At 68.4% G+C, this 18,775-nt stretch carries 17 protein-coding genes and 2 pseudogenes; 13 read left to right on the top strand and 6 right to left on the bottom strand.

Annotated elements, in window-relative coordinates:
- Positions 1-48: 48 nt before the first annotated feature.
- Together AMK21_RS10490 and AMK21_RS10485 are read right to left on the bottom strand one after the other, a co-directional pair.
- Positions 49-945 carry an RNA polymerase sigma-70 factor gene (locus AMK21_RS10490; RefSeq protein WP_073876488.1) on the bottom strand — a complete coding sequence of 299 codons (897 nt, stop codon included), beginning with the start codon at positions 943-945 and terminating at the stop codon, positions 49-51.
- A gap of 90 nt (positions 946-1,035) precedes the next feature.
- Entirely contained in the window at positions 1,036-2,247 is a 1,212-nt protein-coding gene (locus tag AMK21_RS10485) for an NAD(P)/FAD-dependent oxidoreductase (RefSeq protein ID WP_073876487.1), read from the bottom strand.
- A 262-nt stretch (positions 2,248-2,509) separates the two neighbouring features.
- On the opposite strand from AMK21_RS10485, the gene AMK21_RS10480 reads away from it, so the two are divergent.
- Both AMK21_RS10480 and AMK21_RS36840 read left to right on the top strand, forming a co-directional pair.
- Positions 2,510-3,157, top strand: a complete 648-nt coding sequence (locus AMK21_RS10480; RefSeq protein WP_234421884.1) for a transposase — start codon at positions 2,510-2,512, stop codon at positions 3,155-3,157.
- Positions 3,132-3,464 (top strand): tail fiber domain-containing protein, encoded by a 333-nt coding sequence (locus AMK21_RS36840; protein WP_324613883.1) that lies wholly within the window; start codon positions 3,132-3,134, stop codon positions 3,462-3,464. The genes AMK21_RS10480 and AMK21_RS36840 overlap by 26 nt, the downstream gene beginning before the upstream one ends.
- A gap of 932 nt (positions 3,465-4,396) precedes the next feature.
- Here AMK21_RS36840 and AMK21_RS34195 read toward each other — a convergent pair.
- Positions 4,397-5,038: a transposase domain-containing protein gene (locus tag AMK21_RS34195; protein WP_073876482.1), complete on the bottom strand. Its 642-nt coding sequence runs from the start codon at positions 5,036-5,038 to the stop codon at positions 4,397-4,399.
- A 437-nt stretch (positions 5,039-5,475) separates the two neighbouring features.
- On the opposite strand from AMK21_RS34195, the gene AMK21_RS34810 reads away from it, so the two are divergent.
- Complete coding sequence (locus AMK21_RS34810) at positions 5,476-5,775, top strand: hypothetical protein (RefSeq protein ID WP_143194851.1); 300 nt, start codon at positions 5,476-5,478, stop codon at positions 5,773-5,775.
- Positions 5,776-6,227: 452 nt separating this feature from the next.
- Here AMK21_RS34810 and AMK21_RS10465 read toward each other — a convergent pair whose 3' ends face one another.
- Positions 6,228-6,755, bottom strand: a complete 528-nt coding sequence (locus AMK21_RS10465) for a hypothetical protein (RefSeq protein ID WP_073876480.1) — start codon at positions 6,753-6,755, stop codon at positions 6,228-6,230.
- Between the two features lie 469 nt (positions 6,756-7,224).
- On the opposite strand from AMK21_RS10465, the gene AMK21_RS10460 reads away from it, so the two are divergent.
- From AMK21_RS10460 to AMK21_RS10450, 3 genes and pseudogenes are all read left to right on the top strand, one after another.
- Positions 7,225-8,109, top strand: a complete 885-nt coding sequence (locus AMK21_RS10460; protein ID WP_073876797.1) for a Rieske 2Fe-2S domain-containing protein — start codon at positions 7,225-7,227, stop codon at positions 8,107-8,109.
- Positions 8,103-8,654 (top strand): annotated as a pseudogene (locus AMK21_RS10455) (methyltransferase); the annotation flags it as partial. The gene AMK21_RS10460 and the pseudogene AMK21_RS10455, both read left to right, overlap by 7 nt.
- A 330-nt stretch (positions 8,655-8,984) precedes the next feature.
- On the top strand, positions 8,985-11,258 hold the full coding sequence (locus tag AMK21_RS10450; protein WP_073876795.1) for a catalase: 2,274 nt from the start codon (positions 8,985-8,987) through the stop codon (positions 11,256-11,258).
- Positions 11,259-11,770: 512 nt separating this feature from the next.
- Here AMK21_RS10450 and AMK21_RS10440 read toward each other — a convergent pair.
- Together AMK21_RS10440 and AMK21_RS35075 are read right to left on the bottom strand one after the other, a co-directional pair.
- Positions 11,771-12,827: pseudogene (locus AMK21_RS10440) on the bottom strand (YihY/virulence factor BrkB family protein).
- Between the two features lie 117 nt (positions 12,828-12,944).
- Complete coding sequence (locus AMK21_RS35075) at positions 12,945-13,100, bottom strand: hypothetical protein (protein WP_158070713.1); 156 nt, start codon at positions 13,098-13,100, stop codon at positions 12,945-12,947.
- A gap of 286 nt (positions 13,101-13,386) precedes the next feature.
- Here AMK21_RS35075 and AMK21_RS33650 point away from each other — a divergent pair, with 286 nt between their 5' ends.
- From AMK21_RS33650 to AMK21_RS10405, 7 genes are all read left to right on the top strand, one after another.
- On the top strand, positions 13,387-13,683 hold the full coding sequence (locus AMK21_RS33650) for a hypothetical protein (RefSeq protein WP_234421883.1): 297 nt from the start codon (positions 13,387-13,389) through the stop codon (positions 13,681-13,683).
- Between the two features lie 111 nt (positions 13,684-13,794).
- Positions 13,795-14,079, top strand: a complete 285-nt coding sequence (locus tag AMK21_RS10430) for a hypothetical protein (protein ID WP_073876474.1) — start codon at positions 13,795-13,797, stop codon at positions 14,077-14,079.
- Between the two features lie 108 nt (positions 14,080-14,187).
- On the top strand, positions 14,188-14,490 hold the full coding sequence (locus AMK21_RS10425; protein ID WP_073876472.1) for a hypothetical protein: 303 nt from the start codon (positions 14,188-14,190) through the stop codon (positions 14,488-14,490).
- Positions 14,491-14,774: 284 nt separating this feature from the next.
- On the top strand, positions 14,775-15,380 hold the full coding sequence (locus tag AMK21_RS10420) for an ABC transporter ATP-binding protein (protein WP_073876469.1): 606 nt from the start codon (positions 14,775-14,777) through the stop codon (positions 15,378-15,380).
- The gene (locus AMK21_RS10415; protein WP_073876793.1) at positions 15,377-16,216 is read left to right on the top strand and encodes a hypothetical protein; all 840 of its coding nucleotides are present in this window, start codon (positions 15,377-15,379) and stop codon (positions 16,214-16,216) included. Before AMK21_RS10420 ends, AMK21_RS10415 begins: the two co-directional genes overlap by 4 nt.
- On the top strand, positions 16,168-17,967 hold the full coding sequence (gene uppS / locus AMK21_RS10410; protein ID WP_073876467.1) for a polyprenyl diphosphate synthase: 1,800 nt from the start codon (positions 16,168-16,170) through the stop codon (positions 17,965-17,967). The genes AMK21_RS10415 and uppS overlap by 49 nt, the downstream gene beginning before the upstream one ends.
- A gap of 185 nt (positions 17,968-18,152) precedes the next feature.
- Positions 18,153-18,749 (top strand): hypothetical protein, encoded by a 597-nt coding sequence (locus tag AMK21_RS10405; RefSeq protein WP_079181125.1) that lies wholly within the window; start codon positions 18,153-18,155, stop codon positions 18,747-18,749.
- Positions 18,750-18,775 lie beyond the last annotated feature (26 nt).

Raw genomic sequence — 18,775 nt, 5'->3', positions numbered from 1 at the left:
GAGGGGTCCTGGCAGGAACGCCCTCCGCGTGTCGGGGACCAGTGATGTTCAGCGCAGCGTGAGCGGGGTCACGGATGTGACGTGAGACAGTTTCTCGGGGTTGCGCACGTAGTAGAGGCCGGTGATACGGGCGTTCTCGACACTGATCACCATGACGCCGTCGATCTCGCCGTCCAGGCGCACGAGGAGTGCCGAGCGGCCGTTGATCACGGTCGGTTCGGTGGTGATCGTGCCTTCGACCTTGCCGATGCCGCCGGCGAACATACGGGCCACCCGCTCGGCGCCGGTGACCGGCCGCAGTGCGGCGTGCTTGATGCCGCCGCCGTCGCTCATCAGGACGACGTCAGGGGCGAGTACCTCAAGGAGGGCCTGCGGGTCCTCGGTTTCGACGGCGCACCGGAATGACTCCAGGACTGCCCGGCTTTCGTTCGAGGAGACCGCTCGGCGGGGGCGGCGGGCATCGACGTGCCGACGGGCTCGGTGGGCGATCTGGCGTACGGCTGCGGGACTCTTGTCGACGGCCCTTGCGATCTCGTCGTAGTCGATGTCGAAGATCTCGCGCAGCACGAAGACGGCGCGCTCGGTCGGTGTCAGCGTTTCGAGGACGAGCATCAGCGCCATCGACACACTCTCGGCGAGCTCGGCGTCCTCGGCCACGTCCGGCGCAGTGAGCAGCGGCTCGGGCAGCCAGGAGCCGACGTATGCCTCCCGGCGGCGCTTCATGGTGCGCAGCCGGTTGAGCGCCTGGCGGGTGGTGATCCGGACCAGGAAGGCGCGCTGGTCGCGCACCTGCCCCCGGTCGGCCCTGACCCATTGCAGCCAGGTCTCCTGGAGGACGTCTTCAGCGTCGGCCGCCGATCCGAGTACCTCGTAGGCGACGGTGAAGAGCAGATTGCGGTGGGTGAGGAACGCCTCGGTCGCCGGGTCGGTGGCACCGTCGCTCATTTCTGGTCCCTTCTTCTCGTCCTTCGCGGTCGGCCCTGGCGGCCGACCGCGTTCGCGCGTCCACAGCACGACCCTCGCAGCACGCACCGGTCAGGCTGCCCGGTCGGCGGCGGCGGCCGGTGTCTCGATGCGGTTGGCGCGCAGCAGCTGCCGGCGCTTGCTGACCCCGCCCGGCACGCGGTGCAGGCGGAACGAACCGGGTTTGTGCGCCTCGTCGGCCAGGTACTTGATGACGCCCGTGCAGACCATTTCCTTGATCCTGGCACCCAGACCGTCGTCGATGTGCAGCCTCACCGCGACGTCGGACCTGTTGGCGAACTGGTAGATGCCCGCGCTTCGGCCCAGGCTGATGCACTGGGCGTAGAAACCCTGGTGAAGGTTGTCCGGCTGCTCACCCGCGAGTCGGCTGAGTACGGTGTCAGCGGCTCGCGCGGCCAGCGGCGCCGCGTTCAGGCAGCTCATCCGCAGCGGTAGGTTCGAGGGTGCCGCCGAGTCCCCGGCCGCGAGGATGCGCTCGTCGTCCACGCTGGTCAGCGTCTCGTCGGTGAGCAGGCGCCCCACTGCGTCGGTGCTCAGCCCGCTGCGGGCAGCCAGGTCTGGAACGCCGAAGCCGGCGGTCCAGATAGTGACCTCGCTCGGCAGTTCACGGCCGTTTGCGAGCCGCACGGCGTCGCTCGTCACCGTCGTCACCTTCGCATCTGAGCCGTCGATGACCGTCACCCCGAGCTTGGCCAGCCGCTTGGCGACCGAGCGCCGGCCCCGGGTGTGCAGGTACGGGCCGAGTACGCTGCCGCAGACCAGGGTCACCATACGGCCGGCCTCGGCCAGCTCGGCGACGGTCTCGATGCCGGTGGGACCGGCGCCGACCACCGTCACCGGGGCCGTCGCGGGGGCGGCGTCGAGGACCAGGCGCAGCCGCTGTGCCTCCTCCAGGGTGGAGATCTGGTGGGCGAACTCGGCCGCCCCTGGCACGCTCGGTTCGGCGCTGCCACTGCCCACGGCGTAGATCAGGTAGTCGTAGTCGAGCGTGCCGCCGACTGCCAGTGTCACGCTGCGCCCGGCCGCGTCGATCCGGGTCACGGTGTCGACCGTCAACCGGACGCCCTCGGCCAGGACGTCCTGGTAGGCAACGACCGCGTCGTGGGACCCGCCCACCAGCTGGTGCAGGCGGAGCCGGTGGACGAAGTCCGGGCGCGGGTTGATCAGCGTCACGGCCATGTCGTCGCGCTGCGTCAGCCGGTTCGCGGCCATCACGCCTGCGTATCCGCCACCGATCACTACCACGTGCGTGTTCCCAGTCATAATGCCTCCTCTGTTTCCGGGTGCTCGGCCATAAGTCACCGCACCATCGGTCGCTGTGACAGGGTGTGAAGCAGATCACTTCACGGGCTCGGCGGGAGCTGTGACCGCATTGGCTCGCCAGGGTGGGTCAGGCTGCGGTTGCGAGAAGACGTCCCAGCAGCGCGGCAACTACCAGCGGCAAGAGGCCGACTAGCGACCTCGTACACGGTTAGCGGCGAGATGTCGATCTCGGATCGGCGATCATGGCTGTGTGGTGGGGAACGTGACGCGCACAGCGATCAGCAGCGACCGGAGGATCACAGGCTTGTCGGCCGCTGTGATCGCCGAAATCGTCGCTGAGGTGGGGCCGTTGTGGCATGAACGTCATCAGGCCAGGCTTGCGTCCAGGCCGCGGAAGCGTACGGTTGGCGCTGGTGCGAAGCACCGCATGGTCTTCGTCGACCGGCTCCTGGCCACGCTCGTGCACCTTCGCCACGGGGTTACTCATGACGTGCTGGCCTGCTGGTTCGGCGTGGACCGCTCGACTGTCAGCCGGGCCATCGGCAAGGTGCGGCCCCTGCTCGCGGAGCGGGGATGCACCATCAGCCCCGACGTGCGGCTGCGAACCCTCGCCGAGGTCGTCGATCATCTCGGCCAGGCCGGAAAGACCGGCATCATCGACGGCACCGAGATCCGTGTTCGCCGCCCGGCCGTCGGCCATAAGGACCGGGACAGGTTCATCTCCGGCAAGAACAAGCAGAACGCCGTGAAGACCATGGTCTTCACCGACGGGGACGGACGGCTGCTGTTCTGCAGCCCGACCAGGCCAGGCAGCTGCGCGGACATCACCCACGCCCGAGAGTTCGGGCTGTCCATGTGTTCGCGGCGGCCGAGGTGGCGGGCCAGTGCCGCCAGTTCTGGTCCAGCGTAGCGATCCGGTCAACGGCTGCCAGGTACTGGAACAGGTGCTGCAGCTACCGGTCAGCACGTGGCGGTACCACTGGGACCCGCCACACGTACGCCACCTGGGCCCCATGGCGCAGGACTGGTGGAAAGCGTTCGGGGTCGGTGAGAAACGACCGGACGATCTGCTGCACCGACGCCAACGGCGTGGCCATCGTCTCCATCCAGGCACTGCACCGGGAACTGACCGAACTACGAGGCGAAGTCGAGGCTCTACGAGCCGAGAGTCCACGACAGGCACACCCGAGCCGTGCACCTGCGCACATGACATCTGAAAAGGCCGCAGACCAAGCGTAGGAGCACCCTGAAGTTTTCCCAAGGCCGGGTAGTTGGCGTTTTCGCTGGTCACGCAAGGGGTTCGGGATCTGCGTGATGGCCGCGTAGCGGCCCGTGCGGACTCTCTTGATCTTTCCTCTCTCGGTCCAGCGGGCAAGTTGGCGATAGGTGGCGGCGAGGGTGACGTCGCCGAGGAGCACGGCGATCTCCCGTGAGCGCCATAGTCGTTCGGGCTCCGCCTGCAGAATGGTCAGGACACGTGCCATGCGATTGCCGGTGTTCTCCCGGTCGGTCGTCGCGGGCAGTGCGGGCTGCGGCAGTGGGGGTGGCAGGAGAGTGATCGTCGTCGAGGTCACGACCTTGCTGCCGTCGGGTCGACCGTCCAATTTTCTCTCCGCATAACGGGAGATGGGTGACTTCACCTTGCGGGTGCTGACGCGGCTTCGCCGTGCGGGCGACAGCGTCGACAGGACTCGCCGGCCGATCTCCCCGATGCCCTGCTCGAAGACTCCTCCCGGGCATACCAGCGAGTCGCGAGCGGTTTGGAGGGCAATAGTGAAGCTGCAGCGGTCGGGATCGGTGCCCGGCCGGGACTCCGCCGCCTCGACCATGGTGCGGCGCACAAGCTGGTAGAGGGTGAGCAGGGCCCACATCTCCTGCTCGACGCCGACCGGATCGTGCGAGCGTAGGACCCGTGCATGCAGGATGGTGTGGCGGAGCGCGTAGTAGGCGCTCTCGTGCTCCCAGCGCTCGTGATACAGGTGCACGAGGCGGTCGGCGGGGTAGCGACGGGCGTCCAGCAGCGTGGTTGCCAGGCGGTAGGAACCTTCGAAGGCGCTGCCGTCCGTGCAGAGGACGCTTACCCGGGCCTCGATGTTGCGTACCTGAACGCCGCCGATGACCGAGAGGTAGGAGGAGTCGGCGAGCGCCTTCAGAACCGGTGGGCGGCGGCGTTGGTTGATGCGGCCCAAGACCTGCGCGCCGGTGGAGTGCACGGCGGCGAGGAAGTCGTTGCGTCGAAGCCCCGGTCCCACAACACCAGCATCTCGGGGCCCAGATGGTGCAACAGCCTGGTGGCGTAAGAGGTTTCGCCCTCCCGGGTGGGGCCGAAGGCCGCTCCGATCACGGCCCGGGTGCCGGTCTCGACGAGCGTCATCAGCTCGACCTGGGGATAGCCGCCGTGCGCACACCGCCCCAGCCAGCCGCGGTTGCGCTCGCTGTCGGGCACTTTGATCGAGCTGCAGCCGTCGAACGACACCGTCCGGTACGGGCCGAACCGTACCCCTGGTGTGGTCGGCTGGGCCAACGGCCCGGCGAGCACCTCGAGCAACGCCCGCACCGGTGCGCCGCCGACTCTGCGGCGCAGATCACGTAGCGCTTTCGTGCTCGGGCAGACGACTGGCAACCCCGACAGATCAGCGGTCAGTTTGTCCCAGACCAGCCGGTAGCCGACCTCAGGGAACAGGCACATCGCCAGGAGGAAATAGACGCCGACCCGCGAGGGCAGATCACGCAACCGCCGCTGCACGGTCCCGGTCTCGGACAAGACCGCGTCGACCAGCTCGAACGGCATGACCGGCGTCAGCTCCCCCAGATGTCCGGGAGCGAACCGGCCCGCGCCACAGTCACTCCGTCCGGGTGATGGTCGTCAGCGCCGACGACGGGACACAATGAACAGGCAACGGAGCTCCTTGCGGGACAAGCTGTCTTGGACGACTGCCTGTACCAACGAACTCCGTTGCTCCACGTCGAGGCCCCGTCAACACCCCTTGCGTGACCAACGAAAACGCGCTAACTACCCGGCCTTGGAAGTTTCCCCGTGATCTTGGACACTCGTTTTCTATGCTGCGAGGTCGTGGGCGAAGTTCAGACGGAACACGAAGTGCGCCAGGAGCACCACAAGCTGGTACGCGCTCTGGCCGATCAGCACGCCCGTACTGCCGCCCAGGACCAAGGCCAAAGCGTTCCGGATGAGGCGTTCGACGTCCTGATGGAACGCGCGCAGACGCTATGGCGTACGAGAAGCAGATGCCGGCCCTCCTGGCCGAACCACAACGCCTGCGTAGCCAGAAGATCATTTTCTGGTCCTGGCGGGCCCAGAGCGCGGTGGCGATCGTCCTGCGGCCGCGGCTTGAACCGGGCGCGCCTGCCACACCTCAGCGGGTCTTTCCTGTGGTGACAGCATGTGAGGAGGCGCTCCGTCTGCGTCTGCTGTGGCGGTTCGGAGTTTGGCAAGAGCATCCCAACCGGGAAGCGGCCCGCCGTGCCGATCTTGTTCCTGGGCAGGATCCCTTTGCTGGGGTTTCCTGACGCGCGTCTGGCTACCCGAGATCATCTTCGACCAAGGGATCGGAGACCTCTCCCGGCGCGCCTCATGAACGCTCCCTGGCGGCCAGCACCAGGTTCTTGAAGGAGGTGCCAGCCCGAGCGTGCGAGGTCGATCCGTACGGGCAGAATCCGCTGCCGGGCGAGGGGGGTTCGCCCCTCTGTGGCCGCTGTTCAGCACCGGTGAGCGCGGCCTCCAGCGTGCGGGACGTGGTCTTGCCGATGCCGCCGGCCCCATAAAAGACGAGCACGTTGTCGGGTGGGGCCTTGAGGTCCTCGACGTCGAAGGCCGGGCCGGCGGTGCGTTGCAGGTGCCCGGTGAGCCCGGCCGCGACGAGCTCCCACTGCAGCTGGCGGTCGCTGAGCGTCCCTTCCTGGCCTCCAGCGTCGTCAGGATGCGGCGAGTGGGCCCGTCAAAAGCAATTCTCTAACTCAGGTCACTGGCTGACCTGCTGCAGTTCCCAGTAGTGCGGTTCAATGGGGACCCGCCTCACCTCGACACGGCCGGTTACCTCGGGAATGTCGACCACCTTTCCCCACGAGTCGGATCCATCGGCGGGGGTGTGCTCGATGTCGGCCCACACCACGCTGCCGGGCCCGGCGGAGCCGAAGGACACGGTCCACTGGGCGTACTTGTCGAAGCAGGAGTCGTTCACCCTGACTTTGTGGTCCGAGTTCACGCCCAGGCAGGTGCGGGGGTTCGAGCCCGGCGTCGATACTTCCATCGTCCCGTCGGGGCGCTTGTGTACCTGCCAGTTCGCCGAGGTCGACGCGTTCTCGGTGCAGTCGCCCAGCCCGACCGAGCCGATGCTTGCGTGCGATTTGGTCCAGACCAGACACTTGCCGTCCTGGAGAGCAGCGAACCGGTACACCCCGTCGACGACCGGGGCGGCGTGGGCGGGTTGTGCGAGGGTCGCTGTGGCTGCGGCCGCCGCGGCCACGACTGCGATGATGCGTGAACGCATGGGATGGGGCTCCTCGGAACAGCTGTGGTCGCGCCGGTCGCCGGCGCGGACGCGGTCGATGCACGCTCCGCCGGGCGGCGGCGGCACCAATCTTGGACCACCGGCCCGCCCGACAGCAGTCCGCGTGGGCCGCTGTCACTCGCCTGGCCGAGCCGCGACACGCGATGGCGTGGCGGCCTGCCGATGCGTTTGTGCGTGCCGCCACGTTCGGAGGAAGCCGGGGCATCTGCGCGATCGAAAGGGTGAGAATCAGCCTGCGGGCTGGAGAGGTTTCGCTGGGCGGACCCGGTGCGCGTCCCCGCTAGTGGGGCGTCTCGCAGCCGAGGGAGAGCGGACATAGAGCTGTTTCCTTTATGTGCTGGTGGGTTACACGGGGTGCATGGATACCTCTAGGGCCCGGGGTCGGGTGCTTGATGTTGTTCGTGCGGTCCTGCCGTCCTCTGCGGGTCCGGGGCGCGTTCTGACCGCGATGGATCGTGTGGAGCATTCGGCGCGTGCGGACCGGCTGGTCGACGCGGCGCGGGCTGTCGTCCGGGCGGTGCCCATGGGGCGGGGCCGGGATGTTCTCCATGGCCGGTGGCTGGGGCATCCGGTGCATCCGTTGATGGTGCAGTTGCCGTTGGGCAGCTGGATGTCGGCGGCGGTCCTGGACTTCGTTCCTGGCCGGCAACGGGCGGCCAGAACGCTGGTGGGGGTCGGGCTGGTGGCCGCACTTCCTGCCGCTGCTGCCGGCTGGACTGACTGGGCGGAGCTACGGCGCCCGCAGATGCGCGTCGGCTTGGTGCACGCCGCGTCGAATGCGGTCGGTGTCGCGTTCTACGGAGTGTCTTTCGCCGCCCGGGCTCGCGGCCGGTTCGCTCGCGGCCGTTTGTGGGGCTTGGCAGGCCTGGCGGCCGTCAGTGTGGGTGGTGCGGTCGGCGGTCACATGGCGTTTCGGCAGGCATCGGGCGCCAATCACGCCGAGCACGTTGCTGAGCTGCTCGGGGACGGCTGGCATCCGCTCGGCGACCTGGCTGACTTTCCTGTCGGGGCCCCCGTGCGGGGCCGCCTGGGAGAGGTGCCCGTGATCGTGGTCCACGAGTCGTCCGGGACGGTCCGCGTGCTGGCCGACCGGTGCAGCCACATGGGCGGCCCGCTTTCCGAGGGCGAGGTGACCGATGGCTGCATCCGCTGCCCCTGGCACGGCAGCACCTTCCGCCTTTCGGACGGCTGGAACACTGCGGGGCCGGCCACCGCAGCCCAGCCTGCGTTCGCGATCCGTATCACCGGCACTCTCATCGAAGCCCGACTCCAACACCTCAGCGACAAGGTGCCGCCAACAGCCGCAGCTTCGGGGGAAGAGGACGGATGGTAGTGCCGACGCCCTGGGCAACTCCGCGCGAGAACAAGACGCCACACGACCTGGAACGTTCTGCCGCGGGCAGGATCTGGCGTCTGCTCGGCGTCTACGCTCCCCAGGCCGACAGCTACTTTCTCAGCGCCGTCATGCGGCGCGAGGGGATCGGCCCGGGCATGGACGTCCTCGATGTGTGCACCGGCAGCGGTGTCCTGGCCCTTGGTGCCGCCCGGCTCGGTGCACGGGTGACGGCAGTGGACGTCAGCCGCCGCGCGGCAGTTTCCGCCCGGCTGAACGCCCTGGCAGCCAGGGTGCCCGTCACCGTGCTCCGCGGTGACCTCCTCACCGGGCTGCCCCCCGGTTCGTTCGACGTGGTGGTCAGCAACCCGCCCTACGTCCCGGCCCCTGATACGCAGCTGCCGCGTCGTGGAGCCTGCCGGGCCTGGGACGCGGGACGTGACGGCCGCATCCTGCTGAACCGTATCTGTGAGCAGGCTCCCCGTGTCCTGCGGCCCGGAGGACGCTTGCTGATAGTCCACTCCGCGCTCTGCCACCCGGACGAGACCGTGCGCCGGCTGACGCAGGCGGGACTCGCCGTTGACGTGAGCGACCGCCTGTCTATCCCCCTTTGGCCCGGTGATGACCGCACGCATCCGTTGGCTTCGCGAAAACAGCCTGGTGCCGACCGGGATAACGACGGAGGAGCTCGTGGTCGTCCGGGCCCGCCGGGCCTGAACCACCCACGAATGAGTCTGGACCCGCCAACCCGGGCGCGTGCCCCCTGTGCCTCAACGGCTGACGTCCCGCAGCAGAGGTGCACCCAAGCCGCCCGCCGGATCGACACATGTCTGGCCGGTTTACCCAGAGACGCGAACGAACTCAAGGAGTGCATGGTGAGCGAGCAGAATCCGATCAAGGCCGCGGCGGAGAAGATCGCGGACGCGCTGCGCGGCGAGGAGAGCGGCCCGCAGGACGGTGTGCCGGGCAAGCCGGGACCGGTGTCCCCGCCGGTACAGGAGCCGACCGAGCCGGTCCAGCCGCTGCCGCCCAAGGCGGACCAGCACGGCCCGGAGACCGTGAGCCCCACCGGTCAGCCAACCGGTGCGGAACAGGCGCGGGTCGCGCAGAGCGGTGCATACTTGACGACCGCGCAGGGTGCCCGGCTGTACGACACCGACCACTCGCTCAAGGCCGGCCCGCGGGGGCCGGTGCTGCTGCAGGACCACCACCTGCGGGAGAAGATCACCCACTTCGACCACGAGCGCATCCCCGAGCGCGTCGTACATGCACGCGGAGCGGCCGCCCACGGGGTCTTCCAGGCGTACGGCACGGCTACCGCCGTGTCCAAGGCGGCGTTCCTGGCCAAGGATGTCGAGACCCCAGTGTTCGTCCGCTTCTCCACCGTTCTCGGTTCGCGGGGTTCGGCCGACACGGTGCGTGACACCCGAGGGTTCGCGACGAAGTTCTACACCGAGGAGGGTGTCTTCGACCTGGTCGGGAACAACATCCCGGTGTTCTTCATCCAGGACGCGATCAAGTTCCCCGACATCATCCACGCGGGGAAGCCGCACCCGGACCGGGAGATCCCGCAGGCGCAGAGCGCCCACGACACGTTCTGGGACTTCGTCACCCTGCATACCGAGGCCACGCACCACACGCTGTGGAACATGTCCGACCGGGGCATCCCGCGCTCCTACCGGATGATGGAGGGCTTCGGCGTCCACACCTTCCGCCTCGTCAACGCCCAGGGCGAAACGACGCTGGTGAAGTTCCACTGGAAACCCAAGCTGGGCGTGCACTCCCTGGTCTGGGAGGAAGCACAGATCGCAGCAGGCGTCGATCCGGACTTCCACCGCCGGGACCTCGCCGACGCCATCGAGGCCGGTGCGTACCCGCAGTGGGAGCTGGGCATCCAGACCTTCCCCGACACCCCGGAGCAGAACTTCGCCGGGATCGACCTGCTGGACCCGACGAAGATCGTGCCCGAGGAGCTGGCCCCCGTGCAGCCGATCGGGCTGCTCACCCTCAATGCGAACCCGTCGAACTACTTCGCCGAGACCGAGCAGGTCGCCTTCCACCTCGGCCACCTGGTCCCCGGCATCGACGTCACCGACGACCCGCTGCTCCAGGGCCGCCTCTTCTCCTACCTCGACACCCAGCTCACCCGCCTCGGCGGCCCCAATTTCGGCCAGCTCCCGATCAACCGCACCCACGCCCCCGTCAACGACATGCTGCGCGACGGCATGCACCAGACCGCCGTCCACCGCGGCGTCGCCCCCTACCGCCCCAACAGCCTCGACGGCGGCTGCCCCTTCCTCGCCGGCGAGAGCACCGGCGCGTTCGTCGAGGTGCCCGCTGCGGTCGCCGCGAGCGTCAAGGAACGCAAAGCACCGGCGTCCTTCGACGACCACTTCAGCCAGCCCCGCCTGTTCTGGCTCAGCATGACCCCCACGGAGCGCGAGCACATCATCGCCGCCTACACCTTCGAGCTCGGCAAATGCTACGAGCAGGCGATCAAGGAACGAGCCCTGCTCGTCCTGGCCAAGATCGACAGCGAGCTGTGCGAACAGGTCGCCGCCGGGCTCGGCCTTCCCGCACCCGCCGGGGACAGCAGGCTCACCGACCCCGGCCCCAGCCCCGCCCTTTCCCAGATCGGCCAGACCTGGCCGCTGGACGGCCGGATCGTCGGAATCGTCGCCGACGCGAACGCAGACCTCGACGGCGTCAGGTCCGTACGACAGGCAGCTCTGGACGCGGACATGGTTCCCCTGGTCATCGCTCCGGCCGGCGGCACGCTCGGCACCGACGACAACCCGGTCACCGTCCAGCGCACCTTCGCCACCGCACGCTCGATCGAGTTCGACACAATCATCCTGGCAGGCGCCCCCGCCGCCGGCGCGGACGCCCACGGAGCCCGCGACGCCAAAGCAGGCGCCCCGCAACCCACCGCCACCGACCCCAGGCTGCTGCTCCTGCTCAACGAAGCCTTCCGCCACGGCAAGGCCATCGGCGCCTGGGCCGACGCGGACGCCATCCTGGCCGACGCCGCCATTCCCAGCGGCGCACCCGGTGTCATCCAGGGCGACATGGCAACGAACACTTTCGAGCAAGTCAGCCAACTGCTGGGCGCCCACCGCGTCTGGGAACGCTTCCCCACCACGGTCTGAGCGTTGCACTCGGGTGCCGCGTCCCCTGTGCGGATGCGGCACCCTTGATCCGCCCCAGCGTTTTGCGTCTTCATTCGGCGACATGGCGGCAATGCAGTGCTGTTCTGAGGCGGCGCCGTGGCAGGCGCGCGGGCCAAACTCATCTGTGCAGGCTGTACCAGAGGTGCTCCGCGGCACCGTAAGCGGAAGCATCGCGGGAGGTCGCTGCGGCGAGCTTCTGGGCTGTTCATGTGCATGCCCCGCAACGTCCCGGCGGCCTACACCGTTTGGCCGGTGTGGATACGATGCCCCGGGACGTGCCCTGCTTGCCACATCGAACGTCAGAACGAAATGACGCGGGCGGCGCGCGAACTGTGAGATCAGGCTGAGCAGGCGGGGCGAAGGACTGGGTAACTGGTTAGTTTGCTGCCGGCCGGGGGGCTTCCCCCAGCGGGCGCTTGCTCGTCGCCTTCGACAAGACCCCCGACGGACTTGCTTCACCCTCGATCACACCCAGCAGGCCCTGGGTTCGGCTACCTCAGCCTCACACAGCACATGGAAAGGGCGAGGGAGGCGTGAGTCCAACGCTGCTCAAGCACCACCGTAAACGGAGCGTGGAGACCGATTGTCCGAGGAACCGTGCGACCACACGGCTCTGGAGGTCGTGCGCGGCGTGCCTCGTCGTCGGCTCTCCACTTCGTCAGCCAGCTTTGGGCCGGCTCCTCGGTGGTGGTCCGGCCCTGGCGATCCTGCTCGGCCTGGAACTCGACGCGGAAATGGCCCGTGAGCGGGCCGTCATCGGCGGCCAACCACAGACGGAGGAGCCGTACGTGGACGCCCGTGACACCAACCGAAGTCGGCGACGTAGAAGGCGAAGGCCGCCGACGCCACCATCCAGATCAGCAGCGCCAGCAGGCTGCCCGGCGACACGAACTTGAAGCCCCGTCCCTTGGCGTTCGGCGCCGCCCAGTAAAGGAGCGCCAGCATGATGGTCACCAGCAACACCAGGACGGGCCACTTGGCGATCGACCAGACGGTCATGGCCGTGTCGCCGACGCCCAGAGCGGTGCCGATCTGGCGCGCGATCCCGCCCGAGAGCACGACGATCAGCGCGCTGACACAAGCCAGAACCACCAGTACCAGCGTCAGGCCTACGCGGACCGGGAGCACCTTCCAGGCCGGGCGGCCCTCGGGCACGTCGTACACGACGTTCGAGGTCCGGATGAACGCGGCGACGTAACCGGACGCGGACCACAGCGCGGCCAGCAGACCCACGATGGCCATCACCCAGCCAGCCCCGCCGCTGGACTGCAGCTGGGTCACCGCGTTGGTCAGGACGTCACGCGCCGCTCCCGGGGCGAGCTTCTACATGTTGTCCAGGACGGTCCGCGTGGTCTCCTTGCCCGCGATGCCGAGCAGGGAGACCAGGACCAGCAGGGCCGGGAACAAGGCCAGGATGCCGTAGTACGTCAGTGCCGCGGCCCGGTCGGTCAGCTCGTCCCGCTTGAACTCCCCCAACGTGCGTTTCAGTACCGCGCCCCACGACCCCTTCCCGAGCTTCGTCGGCACCGTTCGGGTCACGGGAGTCACCTTTCACACGTCGACGCTCCACCAGGGCGGAACTGTTCATACAAGCATCCGACGTCGCACTCACCTGGTACTGAATGTAGTAGCTGATCACGTGATGAGCTCCTCGTATAGCTGGGTCTACTGGTCGGCCACGGTGTCCAGTGAGCAGAAGTGCTCGGCGCGTTTGCGTGCGGCGTCGCGGTCCAGCTGTACGGCTTCGGGAATGAGGGCGGCGAGGGCGGTGGCATTGTCGGCGGGGGTGAGCGGCCGCAGTCGGGGGTACCGATGGGGCATCTTCGTCGGCGAATGGGCACCGACGCGGATCGATGAAAGTCGAGCCGGCCGGCACTGCGCGGGCCGAGGTCTTGGGGGAAGGCGTACGTGGCCACAACTGAATAGTACGAACGTTCGAATTTGGGATGCGGGGTCACGCGCCGAGAACCGTGAGTGCCTCACCTGAACGGGCGCGAAGCTGGAGCGGATCACCGCCGACCCGACCGGGGCAGCCAGGCTCGGGCGTCAGGAGTGGCAGACGCTGAGCGAGACCCTGGACAACCCGGACGGCGAGCGGCTGTACCGCATGGAGGAAGAGCAGTCCCGCCGGCAGCAGACGGAACGCAAGGCCGCGGAGCGGGAAGCGCAGCGGCCGGTGTGCACCCGGTGCGGGACGAAGTTCACCGACGAACGCTGGCAGTCGGTCATCCAGACCTCATGGCGAAGCACTGGAGACAACCTGTGCGGGCCGTGCTGGAAGGAGGATTTCGACCGTGCGGAGGCTGAGCGCGCTGCGCGCCGCGAAGCAGAGGAGGCCGCGGTGCGGGAGGCGGCCGAGGCGGACGCGAAGAAGGGCCGCGGCCTGTTCGGGCGTCGCCGGTAGACGCAGAACGCGACGCTAACGAACTCGGTGCTCTACGGTCCCGCCCGCTCGGTCCCGCGACCGCGTCTCCAACCGGGAGACCAGCGGGGCCGGGCGGAAAGGACCGTCACCATGACCTTCATCGAGCCCGGCCTATACGTACGCAACGGCTTCGCCGAGGGACCGCTCGCCGACGCCGCGCTGTCCCGCGCGGCCCGTGCCGCGCAGCTGCTCGACGACCGCCAGGAGCAGGCGCCCACGCTGACCGACGGCCAACTGCACGACGGCGTGCACTGGGCGCTGCGCCGCTTCACCCAGGAGCAGCCGCCCGCCTGCCAGGTCGACAGCATCACCGCGCTGATCCGCCTCGGGGTCCGCATCGACTGGCCCGTGCCCGACCGTCTGCCCTGCGCCTGACGCCCGCCGGGCGGGAGGAAACCGCCAAGCCCTCCCACCCGGCGGGAGGGGCCGGACTTCTGGCACCGCTCGCCTTCCGCTGTCGGCGGTGGCTGGGACGCTGGCCGGATGAACGCCTATGACGAGCAGCTGCTGCGCGGCCGGGTGTACGGCCGAGACCACGACCGCCCCAACCCGGGCCCGCTCCCGCACCAGACGTACGCCGTCCTGGTCGGCGGGCCGCTGGACGGACCGCTGCTCGACATCACCGGCTGGCGGCCGGAGGAGATAGAGGACGGCGTCGCTCGGACGACCGAGCTGGGGCGGTGGCCCGGCGGCCGGGCGCTGTACGACCCGCTCCCCGGCGAGCCGCGCCCGCCGGGCGGCCCGGGTGTGGTGTGCCGCTTCCGCTCCTCCGGCGACACACCCTGACGCCCTGCCTTCGGTCAGCTGGTCGGCGGTGTTCTCGATCCACAGCAGCGCCCACTCGACTCCGGCCTGCCACACATGGCCCCGGGGCCCAAGGCTTGCTGCCGGTGCGTGGAAGGGGCGGTCCGGATGCTGGGGAGCGGGGTGATGGTCAAGGCGTCGGTCCTGGTGGCTCCTGTGGATCGTGGAGTTTTCGGCTGCGCCTTGTTGGCACTGTTGCCGGGCGTGACCATTGCCTGCCTGTGGCGTTGTTGGTAGCGGAACGGGCTGATCCATAGGGGGCGTTGATGAAGGTGGCAGGTATTCATCATGCCTACGGTGGCCGGGTGGTGTTGCGCGGCGTGGATGTGGAACTACCGCGGGGTTCACTGATCGGCATCGTGGGGGAGAACGGTGCGGGGAAGTCCACGCTGCTGAAGATCTTGGCCGGTGAGCTGCGGCCCGATCGGGGGGTGGTGCGGCACGAGGGCCGGTTCGGGTACTGCCCGCAGCAGGTGGTCCTCAATGACGCGTTCACCGTCCGCCAGCACCTTGAGCTGTTCAGGACGGCGTACTCGCTCCCTGATCTGCGCCGGGCCGAGGAGATCATGGAGGTCTTGAGCTTTCGCGAGTACGCGCAGGAACGGGTCGGGGCGCTCAGCGGGGGAACCCGGCAGAAGCTCAACCTGACCCTCGCGTTGATGCACGATCCTGATGTGCTGCTGCTGGACGAGCCCTATCAGGGCTTCGACTGGGAAACCTATGTGCGGTTTTGGGAGCTGGCCGTCCAGTTGCGTACCGCCGGCCAGTCCGTGCTGGTGGTCTCGCACCTTGCCTACGACGTGGACCGGCTGGACGTCTTGTGGCGCCTGGAGGAAGGCGTGCTGTGCGCTGGGGCGGGGGTGGTGTCGTGAGCCCCTCCCTGGTGCGGTTTGTCATCGCGACGCGGTTCACGCTGATCGAGCATGTGCGTAACCAGTTCGCCGTGGCGCTGGTGTTCCTTTTCGTTCCCCTGTGGATCTCGCTCGGACAGTTCATGATCGTGGACGTGGGGGTGTCGTTCAGGCTCTGGGCCACTGGCGAGATCCTCGTTGCCCGCGGCAACGAGCTCACTCAGATCAGCGGCGCTTTGAACGCGGTGACGCTGATCGTCGGGTTCGCGATGTTCTCGGCCACCTTCAGCTCGGGAACTTTCGACCGGCGTCTGGCCATGGCCGGCTACCCCCGCCTCCAGCTGCTGCTGGCGAAGGTCGCCTCCCTCGTTCTGGTCTCGGCCGTCGTCAGTCTTTATGCCACAGCGGTCATGTGGGCGTACTGGTCGCCCCGCCAGCCCGTGCTGCTGGCCGTTTCGCTGTTCAGCGCGGCCATGACCTACGGAGCCGTGGGCGTCGCCCTGGGCACGGTGGTGCGCCGTGAGCTGGAGGGCATCTTCCTCGTCGTGATGATCAGCGTCATCGACCTCGCACTGCAGAACCCCATCGCCAGCAAAGGAGCCGACACCGCCTTGGTGCGTCTGCTGCCCTCCTACGGCGCCATGCAGTCCGCCTCCGCCGCCGGCTTCTCCCACTCCGTTCTCCTGAGCTGTCTGGGCGTGCAGCTGGTCTGGTTCGCCGGTGCGGCCCTCCTCAGCCTGCTCGCCTTCCGTCGGCGCACCCGGTCCGCGGTGACCGGCCAGGCCCCGTCCTCCATCCAAGGAGCACCGTGTTCGCTGCCGACTGCGCGCAGGCCGAAATCCACGACCCGCAGCTGAAAGCCGCGTACAAGGCGTGCCACGATCATCTGCGGTCCACCAGCGCCGAGGAGTTCTGGTGCCTGCAGCTGATGCCCCCTGCCCTGCGTCCGGCATGCTGGGCCCTTTTCGCCGCGCATTCCCTTGCCGATGACCTGGCCGACAGTACCGAGGGCGACGGTTCTCAGCGGCTGCGGGCATGGCGCGAAGCCCTGGACACCGACCTGCGGCTGGGCACCAGCCAAGACCCGGTGCGCCAGGCGCTGGTGCACACCATGTGGTGCTGGAACCTGAAGACCGACGCCTTCGACGTCACCTTCACGGCCCTGGAGAAAGACGCCCTGCGGACCGCTCCCGCCGCGGCGACCTGGCAGCAATGGCGGACCCGCAGCAAGGACACCAACGTGCCCTTCCTGCTGCTGTGCCTGACGATGCTGCGACACGCCGGCCTCGACATCCCTCTCCACCTCACCCGCCTGGACGCCTACCAGCGGCTGTCCGACGGCCTGTTCCTCACCGACTCACTGACCGACCTCGCCGAGGACCTCAGCCGTGGCGACATCACCCTTCCCGCAGAAGAACTGCACCGCTTCGGCACCTGTGAGACAGACCTCCTCCAACGCCGCTGGACCCCCGCCGTCCAAGCGCTGATCAGCCACCTCCTGGACACCGCCCATACCTGGCTGGACCAACCGCGACTGTGGACCGGTCTGCCGCCCGGCCCCGCCGTCGTCCTGCGCACAGGCTGCACTCTCTACCGCGCCCGCCTGCACGCCGCCGAAAAAGCCGGACCCACCCTGCTGCAACATGCCGCCCGCCCACCCCTCGCCGCCCGCCTGCGCATCACCGCCCCCGGCCGGCTCCTCGCAGCCACCACCTGGCGCCTCTTCCCCCTCCCCGAACTACGCACCGCGCTCCCGCCGACCCGCCCGGTGCTCCCCGCTCCCCGGACCGCTTCCCCCAAGCTCCTGCAACCACCCGAACCGCACGCCGATGGGGCCCGCCCACCAGCTCTCCCGGCCGAGCACATGCCGCGGCATGTCGCGATCATCATGGACGGCAACGGCCGCTGGGCCACCGCACGCGGCCTCCCACGCAGCCACGGCCACAAGACCGGAGGGGAGATGCTCGTCGACGTCGTCCACGGCGCGCTGGAAATTGGGCTCTCCCACCTGACCGTGTACCTGCTGTCCACCGAGAACTTGGAGAAGCGCCCGCCGCAGGAGATCGACAAGCTGCTGACGTTCGCACGGGAACAGCTGGAGTCCGGAGACTTCCTGCGCTACGACGTACGGATCCGCTGGGCCGGGCTCCCCGACGGCCTGCCCCGCGACTTCGTCGACCTCCTGCACACCAACGAAGAGGCCACCCAAGACCGCACCGGTCTCAACCTGACGTTCTGCCTCAACTACGGCGGCCGCAGCGAACTCACTCAGGCCGCCGACTCCCTGGCCGATGCCGCACGCACTGGACAGCTCGAGGGCACCAGGGTGTCGGAACACCTGCTTCGCTCCCATCTGCCCCTGGGGGACCTGCCCGACGTCGACCTCCTGTGGCGCACCGGCGGCGAACAGCGCATCTCCAACTTCCTGCCCTGGCACACCGCCTACGCCGAACTGCTCTTCACCGACAAACTCTGGCCCGACATCGACCGCCGCGACCTATGGGAGGCCATGACCCAATACACCCATCGCCACCGCCGCTACGGCGCGGTCCCTGCCTCGCAGCCTGCAGTCCCCGCTCAAGAAGCGCACCGCGGCACAAGCGGCTAACAGACCACAGAAACTCGTCCCACTCGCGCCGCCATCCCCGGTGCGACAGGAACGGTCCCGGACGAACGCTCATTCGTCAGGTGATCTCTCGTGTCCTGCGAGGCTCCACAGAAGTTCTCCGAACGAGCAGCGGTCTGCGTCAAGCCGATGCCTCCCCAGCCGTACTCACAAAGGAGCCTGCCGCCATGAAACCCAGCCGCCGTACCTTCAAGCCCCTCCTCCTCACTGCCGGCGTGGTCTCGACGGCTGCCCTCGGCGTGTCCTTCCTCAGCATGACCAGCCAGGCGCAGACCCCGCCCGAGCACGCCGTGGACGCCTCGCAGCTGACCGCCGCCTCCCGCCTGCAGGCAGCCCCGCTGCCGCCTGCCTGCCAGGAAGCGATCTTCAAGACCAAGGAGAAGTTCCCCACCACCCGCTACACCGTTCCCGACGAACCGTGGAACGCCGCCCTGAACGCCGTGGCCAATCTGAGCGAGGAAGACCAGGCCCTCCTCACCGAGTCCGCGTGCGCGACCTGGAACACCTGGGCCGTCCTCAACGGCGCCGCTGTGGCAACCGAGCTCGACAACCGCTACCGCAACGCCGCCGCCCCGGCATGCAACAAGTGGACCGTCGCCACCCTCGCGACGATCAAGAACCACGCCTCGGAGGTCCCCGCTGAGTACAAGCCGCAGGAAGAAACGGCCAAGAGGATTTGGAAGGAAGTTATGACCAAGCTCTCCACCACGGCCGCCGACTCCGCCTGCCGCACGGCCTACACCAAAGCCCAGGCAGACTGGTAACCACCCGGCCCAGCACCCCCACAGAA

The organism is Streptomyces sp. CB00316 (assembly GCF_001905595.1).
In the GTDB taxonomy this organism is placed as follows: Bacteria; Actinomycetota; Actinomycetes; order Streptomycetales; family Streptomycetaceae; genus Streptomyces.
The sequence above is the reverse complement of the archived record's forward strand: the minus strand, read 5'-3'. Positions and strand labels throughout refer to the sequence as shown.